This window comes from bacterium (assembly GCA_030646995.1).
In the GTDB taxonomy this organism is placed as follows: domain Bacteria; phylum Patescibacteriota; class Minisyncoccia; order UBA6257; family WO2-44-18; genus JAUSKF01.
In genome coordinates, this window is the sequence record JAUSKF010000004.1 from 130929 (window position 1) to 148876 (window position 17948).

A 17948-nucleotide genomic window follows, 5' to 3' on the forward strand; every position below is an offset into this window, starting at 1 on the left:
TTCGGCGGCCATGCCGCGACTCACTTAACGAGATTTTTCCGGCCCTAAAGGGACACTTCGTTCCCGAAAAAATCTCTATTCGCACGGGGCTACGCCTCGGAATCTCGTTCGAAATTATGCAAAGGCCTCATTCGCTTTATAAAAAATCTCCGCAAAAATGCGGAGACTAATCATCACGTCGAGGGCAGGACTCACCAAACAGATAACCGAAGGCCATAGCAAAGAGTCCGCCGGCTACCACATCCACAAGGTTGTGCTGTTTCACGGTTAGGGTGCTAATGGTAATCAATGCGCCCCAAAGCATGAACAGTACACCCTTCCGATAACGCCCGGCGGACATCAAGAGAAATGGCCCAAGTAAGCTGAAAAAGGCATGCCCGCTGGGAAATTGATTGGCGGCCACATCGGTAGCCCGCAACCAGAGCACGGCGCCGTCAAAGTAATTCAGACAATGCACTACCGGCGTAGGATAATTATGCGTCGTCGGCAGAAAGAAATAGAAAAGACTCAAGAGCAGACCACCGAGCATGTATGCCCAAAAAAGATTCCGAAGAACTAGTCGATTACGAACCGTCAGAAAAATTAGGGTGACTTGCAGATAGAGAGTCAGGTAAATTACTACCGTCCACGACACGAAAGGGATGGCCTGGTCGAGATGATAGAATGGCGTGACGTCTGGTTCCAAAATTAGAATTTTCGGAATAATTGCGTAAGTCGCGCCAGCCATTATCCAAAAGATAATAAGGGCCTTAAATTTCTCTCGCCAGCAAAAAACAAAAGTATCTCGCACCTCCTTCCACCACTTCAATATCATTTTTCAGCCTCCTCTTTGATTCAAAAAACTAGGAAGAGATTAGCACGTAGACTTGGGTTAGTAAACCCAAATCGGTATTTAGTATAAGGTATCCGGTATTAAGTATGCCCTCGCTCAAATACGGAATACTTCATACTTGATACTAAATACTAAAAATCCGGCATTGCCGGATTTTGTTTTTGTCGGGGCGCCGGGAATCGAACCCGGCCTATACGCACCCCATGCGTACGTACTGCCGATATACTACGCCCCGATATTTACTTACCAACCAATCCTACTAAAAATCCCCTTCGAATGAAAGGGATTTTATTTTGCTGGAACTGTTTCTGGAGCTTTCGGCTTTTGGTACTTCGGAAGAGGCTTATTCTGACTCCTTAAGCATTGAGTACAAACCAAAGCTCTTACTCCGGAAGCGAGACGAGTCCTCTGCAAGTTCGGATATTTGCGAGTCCAATTGGTCGGGTTGTAGTGACCACGCAAAAGAACGCGGGTACCCGCCATCAGAGATCCTTTTTGACATACTGCACACTGTCTCATATTGAATACTATGATAATCGATTTCTTGAAAGCGGTCAACTATAAAAAAATCCCCTTATGCGGGGGATCCAAATTTGAAATTCTTCTGATCCGGCTGGCGGAAGTTGAAGCCGAAGGACGCAGTCGTGACCATTGTGTCTTTGAAGGTGCGGCCAGTGTAGAGCGCGTCTTTCTTTCGAACTAGAGTAAGAAATCCCGTCGGGGCAAAGGGCGTCGTCGGCTGGATTACCAGAAGATAATCTTCATAAGCCTCGCGCCCCGGATTCGGCAAATAAGCTTCGTTGACTACCATTCCGATTGCCTTCTGACCGGCATAATCAAAAATAACTTCCGGCACATTGCCGCTAGTCACCTTGTCGATGTAATCCTGATTCAGAAAAAAATCGATCACTACCGAGACCAGGGGGATCTTCGAGAAAAGCTTAAGGAAAAACTGCCGCAGTTTCGGTTTACCAATCAGCCAACCAATGAACAGAATGCCTAGAGCATACACCGCCAAATTCAGTGGCAGGTTGATGATCTTTGCATCGCTGAACGAAATAACAAAGTTCGACAGCAACGACAAAGCCCAAATGATAAAAGACACCAGAATCGCAATTACACCCGACCAGATAAGACCGGCCTTAAACGTCTTCCAGATTTTCAAGTGAAGCCCTCCTATTCTTTAGAAGCTCCTTTAGCTAAGGCCAAGTTTACTAACAAAGCGCTAAGAATACCAATGAGCGCGCCGGCCAAAATATCCAACGGCCAATGAACGCCCGCCACCACCCGAGCCACTCCTATCAGAAAAGCTCCAAGCAAAAAGAGACTCCCCTTCTTCTTATCGAATAAAAATACCGCAAAAGCCAGGGCAAAAAATACGGATGCATGGCCCGATGGAAAAGACGCCACATTGCCATGATTAAAAACGGGAACTAGGTTCAGTTCTACAAACGGCCTAGCCCGAAAGAATAAAAATTGAATAACCTCCGCGATAATTCCACGGGAAATAATTACCGCCAACGCCAATAAGGAAAATTTATAAAAACGATGCCTCCAGCTTTTTTCCCACCAAAGAAGTCCGACAACCAACAAAATTAACAAGTAGGCCAAGTACTTACCAAAAAAAACTATCAATCCGTCCATAAGGGCTGATTGATTGGCGAATCCGTGCAGGAAATTAAAAATAGCTAAATCGTATCCCATGTAAGTGTTCGCTAATAATGCTAATTATGACAAATAATGCCAATAAATCCTATTCGCATTATTAAATTAAATTCGTATTATTCGCGATTACTCCTAGCGGCGGACGAACGGAAGCAAACCCATATAGCGGGAGCGCTTAATGGATTGAGCTAATTTTCGCTGATGTAATGCGCAAGTACCTGTATAACGAGGGTCGATAATTTTAGCTTGGCCGGAAGTAAACCGACGCACGAAGGCGACGTCTTTGTAATCGATAACCTCGATATTCTGCGAGCAAAATATGCACTGAATCATAAAGTAAATCTATTATAGACTAACTCAATTAAAATGGCAAATCCTCCATCTTAATATCTTCGTCAATCTGAATAGTCGGAATCGGCTCAGCTCCGCCGGCTGGCGGACGGACATCAGCCGAATTAGCTGATTCCATAGGCTTACCGGAACTTCCTACACCTCCTGATCGCGGCCCTAATTCAATTCTGTCGGCTATAATCTCCGTGGTGCTACGGTTCTGACCCTGCTTGTCCTGCCATTTACGGGTCTGCAATCTGCCCTCCACTAAAGCCAATCCCCCTCTAGTTAAAAACTTACCGGCGATTTCCGCCGAACGGCCCCAAACGACAATATTATGATACTCCACCTCTTCTTTCTTTTGACCCGCCTTGTCGGTCCAATAGCGATTAGTAGCCAAGCTGAAGCTGGCAACTTGCTGACCGCCGGGAGTACTGCGAAGAATCGGATCAGCAGTCAACCGACCTAGAATAAAGACTTTATTGAGATTCATATGTGATTAGTATTAAGTATTTTGTATTAAGTATCAAGTATAATTCGCATACTGAATACCGGATACTTTATACCTAATACTACTAAAATAGCCCCAATGGGCTATTTTAGAATTTCCTCAAGTTTCTCCGACAAGGCTTCGTTGCTGAGAGTAGTCGATGCGGGAGCTTTCCTTTCCACCCTTCCAGCCGTGGCCGGCTTTCCCGCCCCGGCGGGTAAACCGGCAACCTCGGCCTGCCCTGGCATAACCCTCGGAGCCGGCATTTTCACCGGAGGGGTGAGAATCAAGAATCTCAAAATCGGCTTTTTCAACTGGAGGGTTCCATGAATCAATTTCACCTCTGCCGGTTCAGCAGTAAAATGGCAAAAGCCAAAATACGCAGTAGCATGCTTTTTAATCGAGTAGGCCAAGGTAATGGAAGCTACCGATTTCTGATGAGTAATCTCAGCGCCATTCTCCTTCAAAACCGAAACTACCTCCTGCTCCGCCTCCGGAGTGTCTAAGAGATAAGAAATTTCGTATTCTTTTCTAGATTCCTCTTTCATTTTTCTAGTTAGTAGATATTAGCGTTAAGCGACCGCCTCGTCAACTGGCTCTTCATCAGCCAGTACAGCGTTGAAGCCTGTGCCGACCGGAATCAATCGGCCGATGATTACGTTCTCTTTCAAGCCACGCAAGCCGTCTACTTTGCCTTCAAGAGCTGCGGCAATCAAAACACGAGCAGTTTCTTGGAAAGAAGCGGCGGACAAGAAGCTTTCGGTAGACAAAGCAACTTTGGTGATACCCATCAACATCTGCACGGCTTTCGCGGGTTCTTTTCCGGCTTTCTTGATAGCGCGGTTTACCTCCAAGAACTTAGATTTCTCCAGCACATCGCCCGGCACAAATTCAGTATCGCCGGATTCTTTTACCTTAACGCGGGAGAACATCTGACGCACGATTACCTCGATATGCTTGTTGTTGATGCTGGCACCTTCAGACAGGTAGATTCTTTGAATTCCATTGATGATGTATTTCTGAGCCGCCTCTGCGCCCTTCAACGAGAAAATTTCTTTCAGGTCTAAGTTGCCCTCACAAAGCTGATCTCCTCTCTTTACTTCATCTCCCGGTTTAACAAAGACATCCACCAAACGGGACACAGTGTACTCTTTGGTTTCTTTTTTGGAATTAACTTTAATAACCTTCGACAAACCTCGGTCTTCGATGGTATCCACGATTCCATCTTCTTCAGCCAAGAAGGCGCGTCCTTTCGGAGGGCGAGCCTCAAAAATTTCTTCAATACGAGGCAAGCCGTGAGTAATGTCAGATCCGGCAACGCCACCGATGTGGAAAGTTCTCATAGTCAGCTGGGTACCAGGCTCACCGATAGATTGAGCGGCAACTACACCAACAGCCTGACCAAGCTTGATTGCGCTATTGTTGCCCAAATCGTAACCGTAGCAAGCCGTGCAAACACCATACAAAGTCTTGCAGGTAATCGGAGAACGCATTTTCACCGCTTCAATCTTAGACAAATTAACCAATTCAGCCTGCTCGCGATTAATCATTTCTCCTGCTTTAACCACGGTCTTGCCGTCTACTTTAATGTCTTCCAAGGAAGTACGGGAGAACAAGCGGCTGCCCAAAGTGCTGCCGAATTCCATTCCGTCAGCGCGATCAACGGTAATACCCTCTTTGGTTTTGCAGTCCTCTTCACGAACTACCAAATCTTGGGACACGTCCACCAAGCGGCGGGTTAAGTAACCGGCAGAAGCGGTTTTTAAAGCGGTATCAGTAGAACCTTTACGGGCACCGTGAGTGGAAATGAAATATTCCAACACACCCAAGCCTTCTTTATAAGAAGAACGGATTGGCAACTCGATTGGTTCGCCTTTCGGGTTTTGCACCAAACCTTTCATACCGGCCATCTGTACCGGCTGGGACCATGTGCCACGAGCGCCGGAATCAATAATCTGGTAAACGGAACTTTGCGAATTAAGAGTTTCCGGAACTAATTTAGCAACCTCTCCTTTAATCTTTTCCCAAACTGAAATTACACGGGCGCGGCGTTCGGAATCGGTCAGTAAACCTTGCTGATACTGCTCCCGAATTTCCGACACTAAAACTTCCGCCTTTTTCATTAATTCGGGTTTCTGTGGAGGAATCACCAAATCAGCCATACCCCAGCTGATACCGGATAAAGTCGCGTATTCGAAACCTAAACGCTTGATACCATCAAGCACTTCGGCAGTCTTTTCAATTCCGTATTTGTGAATTACAGCGGCGATAAGTTTCGAGAGCTCCTTTTTGCTCATCTTTTTATTCACGAAACCAAAGTCCGGAGGCAAAATCTGATTGAAGATTACGCGACCCAAAGAAGTGGTTTCCGCGTGAGGAGAACCAATCTTGATTGGAGCGTTAATCGCCAACATATCATGATGCTCGGCGGTAATAGCTTCCTCATTAGTAGAGAAAATCTTTCCGGCGCCAACTGCGTCTTCTTTAATATTGGTCAGGTAATAGCAACCCAGAACGATATCTTGAGTCGGCACGGTAATCGGATCTCCGGTAGCCGGCTTCAGCAAATTAACGCTAGAAAGCATGATTTCTCGGGCTTCTTTTTGAGCCTGCTCGCCCAATGGCAAGTGAACGGCCATCTGGTCACCGTCGAAGTCAGCGTTAAAAGCGGAGCAAACCAAAGGAGGAATGCGGATAGCCAAATCTTCGGTCAGAACAGGCTGGAAAGCTTGAACACCCAAGCGATGCAAAGTCGGAGCGCGATTCAAAAGCACTTTGCGTCCCGCGATTACTTCTTCCAAGATTGCCCAGATTTCCGAAGGAGCTTGTTCGATTAAGCGGTTAGCATTGCGGATGTTGTAGGCCAATCCCCTTTCAATAACTTTATTGATTACAAACGGCTTGAACAATTCCAAGGCCATTTTTTTCGGAAGACCACACTCATTCAACTTCAAATTCGCGCCGATGACGATAACCGAACGGCCGGAATAATCTACGCGCTTACCCAAAAGGTTTTGGCGGAAACGGCCCTGCTTGCCCTTTAACATGTCCGCCAAAGAGCGGAGCGGGCGACGCTGGCTCGAAAGCTGTTGTGTTCCGAAGCGGGCGGAATTGTCGATTAAAGCGTCCACGGATTCCTGCAACATACGTTTTTCGTTGACCACGATTACATCCGGAGCTTTTAATTCCAAAAGCTTCTTCAAGCGGTTATTGCGGTTAATAACGCGGCGATATAAATCATTCAAATCAGAAGTCGCGTAACGGCCGCCGTCCAAAGCCACCATCGGACGCAAATCCGGAGGCAACACCGGCAAAACGGTCAAAATCATAGAAGCCGGATCAATGCCAGTCTTATAAAGAGAGGTGGCTAATTTCAAGCGGCGCAAAACCAACCGTTCTTTCAACGGATCTTTCACGGTCTCGGCTTCTTTCTTCATTTCGGAAACCAAAGCTTTCAAATCCAAATTGGATAAGATTTTCTGCAAAGCCTCGGCGCCGGTGCCGGCTTGGAAGATATCCGCAAACCGCTTAGACAAATTAACGTATTCAACTTCGGTCAAAATCTTACCTACATACAAAGAAGCGATTTCCTTTTTCGCAGCCGACATACCGGCGCGCAATTCTTCCGTCTTCACGCCTTCTTTGCGGGCAGATTTCTTACGAGTAGAAAATTCTTTTTCCAAATCCTCCATCACCCGCTTTTTCGCGTCTTCTTTTACTGCAGTAATGATGTAAGAAGCGTAATAAATAACCTTCTCCAATTTCATTATCGGAGTGTCCAAAAGCACGCCAATCTTAGATGGGACGTTCTTGAAGAACCAAATGTGAGCTACCGGAGCGGCCAACTTGATGTGACCCATTCTTTCGCGGCGCACAATCGCGCGGGTAACTTCTACTCCGCACTTGTCGCAAACCACATTCTTATAGCGAATACGGCGATATTTACCGCAATAACATTCCCAATCCTTAGTCGGACCGAAAATACGCTCGGAGAAAAGACCGTCTTTTTCCGGACGCTGGGTGCGGTAGTTGATGGTTTCCGGTTTGATGATTTCACCGAAAGACCATTTCAGAATGTCTTCAGCAGAGGCGAGTTTTAATTTAATGGCTTGAAAGTTCATGTTTTTGTAGTTAGTCGTTAGTCACCTTTGTCGTTTTCATGACCTTTGTTGCTTTATTGGAGTCCGGAGCTTTTTCCATCAACTCCACATTCAATCCAAGAGCTTTCAACTCGCTAACCAACACATTGAAGGAAGCCGGGATATTCGGAGCTTTAATTTCTCCGCCGCGGATGATGGACTCATAAACTGCCGAGCGGCCCACCACGTCATCGGATTTAACCGTCAACATTTCCTGCAAAGTGTGCGCTGCGCCATAGCCTTCCAAAGCCCAGACTTCCATTTCACCGAAACGCTGACCTCCGAATTGCGCCTTACCTCCCAACGGCTGCTGGGTAATTAAGGAGTATGGACCGGTCGAACGCATGTGGATCTTGTCTTCCACTAAATGGTTCAGTTTCAACATATACATAACACCAACGGTAACCGGCTGGGCAAAAGTCTTACCGGTACGGCCGTCGTGCAAAATAACTTTTCCAGTTTCCGGCAATCCGGCAGCTTTTAATTCCTCTCTAATCTGCGCTTCGGTAGCGCCGGACAATACTGGAGTAATGGCCCGATAACCAAGTTTTTTCGCGGCCCAACCCAAGTGAACTTCAAGAATCTGACCGAGGTTCATACGAGAAGCCACACCCAACGGGTTCAAAACTACATCCACCGGAGTGCCGTCTTCCAAATAAGGCATGTCTTCCACCGGGCGAACCTGGGAAATAACACCTTTGTTTCCGTGACGGCCGGCCAACTTGTCGCCGGCGCGAACTTTGCGCAACTGGGCAACTTCAACCTGAATTCTTTTGATAATTCCCGGCTCCAACTTGTCACCACGCTCTCGGCTGAAAATTTTCACACCGACTACGCGGCCATATTTTCCGTGCGGAACGGTTAAGGAAGTGTCTTTCACGTCGCGGGCTTTTTCACCGAAGATGGCGCGGAGCAAACGCTCTTCCGAAGTCAGTTCGCTTTCGCCTTTCGGAGAAATTTTACCAACCATAATATCGTTGGAATGAACCTCCGCGCCGATGCGCACAATACCCTCTTCGTCCAAGTTCTTTAATTTTTCTTCAGAAACGTTCGGGATATCGGGAGTAGTTAATTCCGGTCCAAGTTTTGTGTCGCGTACATCGCAATAGAAATCTTCGATGTGGATAGAAGTGAAGAAATCATCACGAGCAACCCGCTCCGACAAAACGATAGCGTCTTCGAAGTTGGCTCCTTCATATGAAAGGAAGGCAACCACCAAGTTCTGACCCAAAGACAAAACTCCGTTATCGGTAGACGGACCATCGGCCAACACTTCTCCTTTTTTAACCTTCTGACCCTTATCAACCAGCGGGCGCTGGGAGATGCAGGTGAATTGGTTGGAACGCTTAAATTTATTTAATGTATAAGTAACTTTGGTGCCGGTTTTTCCCTTGAAGACAATTTTGTTCGCATCCACGGCTTCAATCGTGCCGTCCTGCGGGGCAATTACTAAGTGGCCGGAATCATAAGCGGCTTTATCTTCAATGCCGGTACCTACGAAAGGCGCCGAAGATCGCACGGAAACCACGGCCTGCCGTTGCATGTTCGAACCCATCAGAGCGCGGTTGGCGTCATCGTGTTCCAAAAACGGAATCATAGAAGTAGCCACGCTGACTGCTTGGTTCGGAGCAACGTCCATCAATTGAACTTCCGATTTCAGGCAAGTTCCCGGCTCTCCATTAATACGAGCCTCGATTACCTCGCCGATTAAATTCATTTTGTCGTCAAAAGGCACACCGGCGTGGGCGATTTTATTCCGCTCTTCCTCCAAGGCATTCATCCAAACCACTTCATCGGTGATTTTTCCTTTCTTCACCACCATGTATGGAGTCTCAATGAAACCAAGCTCGTTGATACGGGCATAGTTAGCCAAGTGATTCACCAAACCAATGTTGGCACCTTCAGGAGTTTCAATCGGGCAGATACGGCCATAGTGAGAACGATGCACGTCACGGACTTCGAAGCCGGCGCGCTCACGAGTCAAACCACCCGGACCCATCGCCGACAAGCGGCGCTTGTGCTCCAATTCGGCCAGCGGATTGACCTGGTCCATAAATTGAGACAACTGGGAGGACGAGAAGAATTCTTTGATGGCAGACATCAGCGGACGGGCGTTGACCAGCTGCACCGGAGTCAAAGCCTTGGCTTCAAAGGTAGACATTCTGTCTTGAACGATGCGACGCATGCGAGCCAAGCCCAAGCGGAATTTATTTTGCAAAAGCTCACCGACCGCGCGGACGCGGCGATTTCCCAAGTGATCGATATCATCAGGCTCGGCGGTTTGTTCGTTGTTCAAGCGGATTACCTCTTTAATCATCAATACCAAGTCATCCAGCTCCAAAAGGCGGGATTCAGACTTACGGCGCAAGCGCTGATTCAACTGGAAACGGCCCACAGCGGATAAGTCATAGCGATCCAAGCGCTGGAACATCGCATCAATCAAGCTGGAAGCGTTTTCCACGGTCGCCAAATCCCCCGGCCGGATGCGCTTATAGATTTCCAAATAGGATTCGTCTTTATTTTTTGCCGGATCTTTCTTTAAAGTTGCCTCCAAGAATTTAACCGGACCTGTATCTACGTCGGCAAAAGTAGACAAAATGTCTTCGCTCTCGGACAAACCAAAAATGCGGAGCAGTTCGGTAACGGCCGCTTTACGGCGACGGTCAATTTTCACGGTCATCACGCCATCGGCATCAGTTTCGATTTCCAACCAAGCGCCACGATTCGGAATTACTTTTGCGCCAAAGAATTTCTTTCCACGATAAAGGTTGGCGGTAAAATAAACACCCGAGGAACGAATAAGCTGAGGAACCACGACACGCTCAACGCCATTGATAATAAAAGTACCCCGCTCGGTCATTACGGGGAAATCACCAAAATAAACCTCTTGTTCTTTGGTTTCTTTGTCCTGATTATTGATTAACTTAAGTTTTACGCGGAGAGGTGCTTCGTAAGTGAGATCTTTATATTTCGCGTAGGTCTCATCATATTTCGGCTCGTCAAAATAATATTCTTGAAATTTTAATTCGATATTCTTGTCCGCGTAGTCCTTCATTGGGAAGGTTTCGGTGAACAATTCTTTCAGACCCGTCTTAACGAGCCAGTTGTAGGACTGGGTTTGGACCTCGACCAAATTTGGCTGCTCGACGAAGGAACCGGGATGCGAAGAGAAAACTTTCGTGGGAAGTTTATTCGACATTAGGTGGTTATTATTTTTTAGGGTGACGTTTATATTAATGGCGACCCTGTCTAACCATTTTGGTTATTAAATTTTATTAAAATTGCGTCTTTCTTCCGCATGACTCTTCTACGGGGCTTGCCCCGCACCTTATTGCGTCATAGGCAGGCAAACTTCACGTCATAGAAAAGGTGCGGGGTCAAATTCAGAAAAACGCCAAAACCCAAACCACGCTTTTTACCGATTTGAGCGTAGCTTATGGATTTCTTTAATTAGTTAATAGTGTATACCCGTTGACAAAAATTGTCAAGGGTGCGTTGGGGTGTGCCCGGTGCTACAACAAATATGACCTAAGCACAAACCTCTATTTTCCACACAAACTTGCCGAAAGCTACTCTAATCTAGCCTGTTGGTTGTAGCACCGGGTGTGGATAACTCCCCTTGACCGCACTTGGCACTTTCGGGCGATCACTTCTCGGAAACGGCATAATTTGCTTCCAGCGAGCAAATTTACCTCTCCCTCGGCGATTTGTCCCTAATGAGCCAATCCAAATCGCCTGCGGCATGTTCCTCCAAGTAATCCGCCCTACGGCCAAGAGCAGTCTGCGTTGGTGCTGGTTGGGGAAATAAAAAATCCTATTCGCGCAGGGCTACGCCTCGGAATCGAGTCCGGAGTTTGGAACAGGGGCTCGCTAAGTTAGAAATCCGCCCACGCCACTTCGTTCACGAGATTCAGCCAAGCCTCAATTTAAAATCCTGAAGGATAAGGCAAAGACCTTATATAGTCTTCCATAAATTGCCAATCAGGATTATCGCTCTTACCAATGGGAAGTTTAATTTTTTCGAAAGGCAATCTCATAAGCCTTACTTGTCTGCCATAGGCATACTTATACTTCAATTTACTTAGTATAGTTACCAAAAATAAAGAGCTGAATTTACTAAGCTCAAAGTCAATCGGAATAAGCGTGTGCACATTGTCGTCGCTGAAATATTTATAGTCATGATAAAAAACATTAAAAAACATATCGACGGTTATTTTATTTTGAAATATCTTCTTCTTGCCTTGGAACTCCTCCAAAGAAATGTATTCGGAAACACCGTTGTTATTTTCTCCAGCTGTTATTAGTGGGATCTCGCCATCTATACGATCGGGCTTTGTCAATCTCTCCCCTTTCTCAAAGCGAAATAGATCACCCAAGCCAAACACTCTCCAACTGCGAGTATCTATTAATTGCTCCTTCTTAGTAGAATCTTTATTTTTTAACAAGAACTCAGCCATTTCGCTTTTCCCGTTTTTAAATAAAAACGCAGCTACATTCACTGTATTTTGAATAAATTCTAATCCACTAATTCTTGAGAAATCAGTCTCGAGATACGCCTCAGCGCACCACTCATCATCTTTGGTGATCTTTTTAAGAACACAAAAACCAGGAATTTCTTTTTTCCCGTAAAAAGCCGCCAACCATGCTTCTCTTATATCTCGCCATTTGTCGGTAGCGACCCTGCCATCCCTTTTATCTTTTCTAAAACCATCATTTTTCCAATATCCGAACCAGCTCTCGTGATGCTCGTCGCTATCATGTGGGGTATGAGCCGTAAAAACCATAATACAAGTAACGGTTCCGATGGGGTAAAATAGGTCATCCGGCATACTCATCACCGCTTCTAATCTATGCTCGCTGAGAAGTTTTTCACGAAGTGGATGCTTGGTATCGATCGCTAGAGACATTGGCACAATTACTATCCCCGTCGCGTTCTTACTCAACCCATCAAGCATGCGAATGACGAAATCCCACTCATGCAAATTGTCACCTTTTTGTGAATATGGTGGGTTCATAAAACCCGCGTTCGCTTTATTTTTAATTTTATTGAAAAGAACGTCATCGAAACATGAACCTTGATAAAGATTAGTCTTCCCATCACCTCGCAAGATCATGTTCGAAACAGCTAGAGCAAACATTTGGGGTTCTTGCTCGATGCCAATAAGGGAGTTGGATAGTATTCTTCTTTTCTCTTCCGCCGAAACTTTTCCAGTCATTTTTTTCATCGCCGATATCAGAAAACCGCCAGTTCCGGCGCATATATCAAGAACGACTGAATTCTTGTCTAGTTTTGCCAACTCTGAGAATAAGTCGGTGATATGTTTTGGGGTTAGAACAATACCAAGACCCTTACCATCACCTCCGGTATAACGAATAAATTCACCATAAAAATTGCCTATGATGTCAAAATCATAGTGATCTTTGGTGAAGGGCTGAACGTGCATTTGTAAATCTCTGATTATGTGTAGTAAAGGGGATTCGTTTTTCTTGGCGTCAATCTTTTGTAACTCAGGATGGTGTGCTATAAAACTAAACGCGTTTACAACTGCTTTCTTCTTAGCTTCATGCGTGTCTCCAAGCTCCGCTTTATCTATAATCTTTTTTAAAGAATTAAATGTCTCGTTGGCCAATTCTTCTCCTTCGTATTTCTTGTATGCAACCTCAAAACCCTTATCCATGAGAGCTAATAAAACACCGCTAACTAGCAATGGCTTTTGGGCTTCAGTAATCTTCGCATAATCGCGCATGTAATCATGCAACTCCCGGGAAAAACGCATTAGATCAGAATGCCGGGACTTTGCTAACGCAGGATCAAATTTCGCACGCTCAATATACCTATTCCAAGGCAGTATTTTCTCGATTTTTCTATTATTTTCATCTAATAAATCTGTATAGGTAGAAGAGTTTTTAGGATATAAATATGTACTTACTTTGTAATCACTTTCATCTTCGCCGCTAATACCAATGGCAATAACATTAAATTCCCGGGCCAGGTGACTACCATACAAAAGAGCGCCATCAACTGCATAATCCTTGTACTGATCCCTGCTTTTTGATTCGTGATATTTTAAATCCGCTTTGCATTCGATGATTAGTAAAAAATCATTGTCGTCTTTTTTCCTAACAATAAACTCCGGCTTTCCCGATCCTAAACCAGACTTACTGGCATTTTTTAGTAATTTTTGGATTGTGGGATTGTCGCTTTTTTGTTCTTCAACAACAAATTCTGCATTATCAAAAATACCCGCCTTTGTCAGAAGTTTACGAGATAGGTTTTCGGTTTTTTTCTCGTTCTTAGTCATGGAAAACCCCCAAAGCAGTAAAAGCAAAATTATCTCCTATTGTTTGATTATATCATCTTCGCTTATATCGAAAACGGAAAAGAGTAAATAATACATATAGCAAAGCTATGCCGAGAAAGCTCCTCAGGGCGTGGATCCAATCCTCGCCCTAGCCGCCTTCTTCCATTTTACTCTCTAGGTTAGTAAATTCCTTTCCTACTTTATCGCCTTAATGAAACTGATTAGTGCCTCGGTTGCTTCCGCGAGATCTATTGAAACTGGAACATCAATACCATGTGCAATATCGTGCCTTAGTCTAGTAATGGGCGTGATTGGATCCTTTTTATTATCGGCTTTGCAGATTCGGCCTACTTTCTTTGATTTAAAATAAGCATTGAACATATACTCGTCAAAATCAGTGTAAGTATCACCTGTGTACCTACCACTTTTTTCTTCACGGCGCTTTAAATATTCATATAATTCTAAATAGTAACTCTCGCTCGCTACTCCAAAAATGAGGTAATTAATCTCACCATCTGACTTATAAGGAAGCACCCCTACGCCATCCATTCTTTTCACGGCGGTCGCATCCTTCTTGGTATCATCGCGATATATTTGGTAAATTGCCTGCCCCTTACCCAGCTCTATAAAATATGGATCATGGGTCGTAATAAGAACTTTCGCGCCCGGCCTTTGAGAAAGCTTAAAGAGGGCACCATATAAGCTCTTTTTCCATTTTGGATGTAGGTATGCTTCTGGCTCTTCGAAAACTATTAAAATTTTCTCTTCTTCTCTAATCTCTCTTTCGGCGTAGTACCGAATAAGCGCTGCAACTATGAGACGCTGCGCGCCCATTCCAATTTTTTCAAAATCCACCTCACCAACTTTTGTTTTATATAAATCTTTTACGAAGGCTTTTATCAGCTTAATAATCAAATCTTCCTTAAAACTATCCTCGGATATCTTCAGATCAAACTCCTTCTTCTCCAAACCAAAATCATTCAAAATCCTATTTACTCCGCCAACAAATTCTTTTTTCGCTTTAGACGTTTCAAATTTATTCGCTAAATCCTTAAGCATACTTTTATCGAAAATCGGGCCGAGGATAAGCTTTAGGAGCTTAAAAAAATCAGTCGTTGTTGCGGAGGTCTTTGTTTCTTCGTTCTGTGGCTGAGTATTCTCTGCGGGAATAAAAATAGGCTCATATTCTCCCATTGCTTCATGATCCATAATTGCCTTAACTAAGCTTGTTTTTCCGCTATTATTCTCGCCAGCCAAAATTGTGTAATTTCCCAACTCTAATATTATTTCCTCGGTGATACTCGTCCCATCTTGCTTAGGTATAGTAAGTTTCATTTTATTGAGCTTCATGTGCCCCGCTGCCATCTTCTAATTCCAAAGTTTTTATCTGTGGTAAAGAAACTAAACCGCTTAAATCCCCATACATGCCTACTGTGTTCGTAATTACTTTTTGAATTTGCTTTTCTCTCTCAGACCAAATCTTTTCATATGCCAGTCGTTCTTTTCTTAAACCTTCACCCATATTAGTGAAAGCCTCAACGATTGCCTCTACCCTCTGCCTAAACTCCACGCCAGTTAAATAACTGTAAAGTACTTCCATCTTTTCATTCTTGCCAACCGACATTGCCCTCTCCCTCGTGACTGCTTCTAAATTCATTCGTATGGCCGTAGCTAAAGCTATAGAAAGCTTCGTGTCGCAAATCCAAACTCCGTCTCGAAAAATAAATCCCTTCACCCCCTCCGGCAAAACCGCAGAAACAATCACTGCTACATCAGCCTTAATCGCTCTTTGATCATCTTTTAACTTCTGAATCCATCCCTCGCTCCAAGCCTTGGTTTTTTTAGATTCCCAAACAATTTTTCCGCATAATCGACCGCCACGATCCAAAACTTTCTGAATAACATCGGCGCCGGTAACTCCTTTGGGGACTGGCAAAATTTCATCAATCGGAAATTCAGATCTCAGTATTTCTTCAAGTTCCAATTCCAGAACCTCGCCCTGAGTTTGCTGCGATCCTTGTTCTAGCTTGCGCATCAAATCAGCGTTCGCTTTCGTAACGTCCGAGATTTTTTTATTCAGTTCGGCAATTTTATACCAACTTTCCTCTACGGCCTTTTTATTAGCTTCTTCTGATATCTTTTTTCGTTCCTCATCTAATTGCCTCTGCTTCTCTAGTTCAAAGTTCTTTTTGTCCTCTTCAAGTTTATTCTTCTCTTTGCGTAGCCGTAACTCATTTCCATTCGCTTCCTCTAACTTTTTATCCTTTTCTTTGAGCTGTTCATCTAAAAATTTTAATTCAGACAACTTTTGCTTTTCTGCCTCAGCTTGAGCCTGCTTCCGCAAAGCAGGTTTCTCAGCGGCAATCTTTTCGTTTACTTTCCTGTTAACCTCCGCTTGCGAGTTTTGTTGAGCCTCTAATAATTTGACCTGCCCGGCTTCTAATTCTTTTCTCTGTGTAGTAATTTCGGCTTCTTTTAGCCTGCTTTCTTCGCCAAATTCTTTTTTTAATTTTTCTTTTATTTGATGAGTCAAAACCTCATCCATCGAAAATAACGCACGGCATTTCGGACACTCAATTTTTTGCCCTGGGGTTTCCATTTTGATTTTAATTGTTACTGATTCTACCAGAAAATCTGGTATACAGGAACTCGCTGCGCCCCAGGAAGGAATCAAGTCTTCGGGAAATAAAAAGCCCCGCTTATTAGGCGGGGCCACTTTCTTACTTAACCACCTAGGACGGGATAGTGCTGCTGATGGACGTGGTACTTGAATCCATGGAACTCGCTGATGTAAATCTTGTTCACCATATCGCCGCATCGTTTTTCGGGTTGGCCAACTTCGATGCACAGATCACTGAACGGAATCTCGGGGAATGCTTCCCGCGCAAGCGCGATTAACTGACTCATCTTCGGAAGCATTGCCAGCGATCGCGGACCCGCAACTGCGACGAAGGTGATTTCCACAACTCGCGCCGAATCCTTGAACTCGGTCATCACTGCCGTCGTCTTTGTGTCTTCCGCTTTCCCATTGGCCGACATGAGATGCGACAAATCCTTCGTCGCATTCACTTCCCGAGCTTTTTTCCACGCCGCCTTCAACTCCGGACTTGCGCCTTTCATGGCCAACCTCCTTAATTGGGCTTAGCAGATAATAGCACGAATTAACCTGAAAAGCAACTATCTTTGGCCAGAGTCCACTATTGCCCTGCTGTGGACAAATTCGTTGACTATTGCGGAAATTCTGCTATATTTTAGGTATTAGGGCTTCGGCCTCCGAGGACCCCGCAGAAATGCGGGGTCCGATTTTTTATAATGACTCTTTCCATATCGCTTTGAGAACTTTGAATTCTTCCTCGCCCAGAACCACCGCTGACCTTCTGTGGAAAAAGCACTTGACTATGCAGGCCTGCGGGTATATAGTCTTAATTGTAAAGGGTGTCCCAGGTGTGGGCGCCCCCTTTGCTTTTTATGGGACTTTTATAAGATTTTTGCTTGATACCAACCTTATTAAACCCTCATTCTTCTTTGTAAAATCGTCCTTAATTGCCCCGCCTATAATGTCTGACATTTGCATTGCATTTACATATCGAGAATCAACGTGCGTTATATGATTGATTCTTTCTCTATCTTTATCTTTGATGTACTTTTTCACTTTTTTCATTAGATAGTTGTCAAAGGAGTCGAATTTCCCATCTAGCAATCTCCGATCTGTTCGATCAATGACCACTTCCACCTCATCTAAATTATCACCTTGAATGGCATAGGCAACCGCCTTTACTAAATTATATTCGTCAAAAATATTGTGCAGCTTTTTATCTCCATCCACCTCAAAAACTCCTTTATATGTTCGCTTGTCTATCAAACGGTAGTAGGTTTTAATACTTAACTCATCCAATATAGCCAATAGCGACCCATAGAGTGGCAAAGAAACATCATTACTTTTTATTTCTTTTTTATAACCAAATTTATTTTTAATTTCCATTATCCTCTGCTCCATTTTAAATAAAGTTTTCTCATCAAAACACATGGCAGAAATTATATAAAAAGGGGAGGCGCCGGTTGCCGTCTTATTCCCCGATGAGTCAACTAAAAAAGGCTTGCCCGGATCACCAGATTCATCCACAAAAATAAAGTTATTTACCTTAGCCATACGGCTATTTTACAGCATAGGAAAGCCCCACACAATGCCT

The 17948-nt window shown here is 44.6% G+C and carries 13 protein-coding genes and 1 tRNA gene; all 14 read right to left on the bottom strand.

All coding sequences use genetic code 11. The features are described from left to right. Nucleotides 1-166 precede the first annotated feature (166 nt). The 14 genes from Q7S83_02235 to Q7S83_02300 all read right to left on the bottom strand — a co-directional run bounded on the left by Q7S83_02235 (nt 167) and on the right by Q7S83_02300 (nt 17908). On the bottom strand, nt 167-808 hold the full coding sequence (locus Q7S83_02235) for a phosphatase PAP2 family protein (protein ID MDO8466939.1): 642 nt from the start codon (nt 806-808) through the stop codon (nt 167-169). A gap of 188 nt (nt 809-996) precedes the next feature. After that, nucleotides 997-1067: transfer RNA gene (locus Q7S83_02240), tRNA-Pro, on the bottom strand. Nucleotides 1068-1406: 339 nt separating this feature from the next. Further along, nucleotides 1407-1997: a hypothetical protein gene (locus Q7S83_02245; protein ID MDO8466940.1), complete on the bottom strand. Its 591-nt coding sequence runs from the start codon at nt 1995-1997 to the stop codon at nt 1407-1409. Between the two features lie 11 nt (nt 1998-2008). Next, nucleotides 2009-2536, bottom strand: coding sequence for a phosphatase PAP2 family protein (locus tag Q7S83_02250; protein ID MDO8466941.1), 528 nt, complete (start codon nt 2534-2536; stop codon nt 2009-2011). Between the two features lie 93 nt (nt 2537-2629). After that, nucleotides 2630-2830, bottom strand: a complete 201-nt coding sequence (gene rpsR / locus Q7S83_02255) for a 30S ribosomal protein S18 (GenBank protein ID MDO8466942.1) — start codon at nt 2828-2830, stop codon at nt 2630-2632. Nucleotides 2831-2858: 28 nt separating this feature from the next. Beyond that, nucleotides 2859-3320: a single-stranded DNA-binding protein gene (locus Q7S83_02260; GenBank protein ID MDO8466943.1), complete on the bottom strand. Its 462-nt coding sequence runs from the start codon at nt 3318-3320 to the stop codon at nt 2859-2861. A gap of 101 nt (nt 3321-3421) precedes the next feature. Continuing rightward, nucleotides 3422-3865 (bottom strand): 30S ribosomal protein S6, encoded by a 444-nt coding sequence (gene rpsF / locus Q7S83_02265; protein ID MDO8466944.1) that lies wholly within the window; start codon nt 3863-3865, stop codon nt 3422-3424. Nucleotides 3866-3889: 24 nt separating this feature from the next. Then, on the bottom strand, nt 3890-7438 hold the full coding sequence (gene rpoC, locus Q7S83_02270) for a DNA-directed RNA polymerase subunit beta' (protein ID MDO8466945.1): 3549 nt from the start codon (nt 7436-7438) through the stop codon (nt 3890-3892). A 10-nt stretch (nt 7439-7448) separates the two neighbouring features. Continuing rightward, nucleotides 7449-10655, bottom strand: a complete 3207-nt coding sequence (locus tag Q7S83_02275) for a DNA-directed RNA polymerase subunit beta (protein ID MDO8466946.1) — start codon at nt 10653-10655, stop codon at nt 7449-7451. 727 nt (nt 10656-11382) lie between these two features. Continuing rightward, nucleotides 11383-13758, bottom strand: a complete 2376-nt coding sequence (locus Q7S83_02280; GenBank protein ID MDO8466947.1) for an N-6 DNA methylase — start codon at nt 13756-13758, stop codon at nt 11383-11385. A gap of 195 nt (nt 13759-13953) precedes the next feature. After that, complete coding sequence (locus Q7S83_02285; GenBank protein ID MDO8466948.1) at nt 13954-15108, bottom strand: AAA family ATPase; 1155 nt, start codon at nt 15106-15108, stop codon at nt 13954-13956. After that, entirely contained in the window at nt 15095-16357 is a 1263-nt protein-coding gene (locus Q7S83_02290) for a DUF2130 domain-containing protein (GenBank protein ID MDO8466949.1), read from the bottom strand. The genes Q7S83_02285 and Q7S83_02290 overlap by 14 nt, the downstream gene beginning before the upstream one ends. Before the next feature lie 125 nt (nt 16358-16482). After that, on the bottom strand, nt 16483-16878 hold the full coding sequence (locus tag Q7S83_02295; protein ID MDO8466950.1) for a hypothetical protein: 396 nt from the start codon (nt 16876-16878) through the stop codon (nt 16483-16485). 346 nt (nt 16879-17224) lie between these two features. Next, nucleotides 17225-17908: a DUF3800 domain-containing protein gene (locus Q7S83_02300; protein MDO8466951.1), complete on the bottom strand. Its 684-nt coding sequence runs from the start codon at nt 17906-17908 to the stop codon at nt 17225-17227. Between the last annotated feature and the right edge of the window lie 40 nt (nt 17909-17948).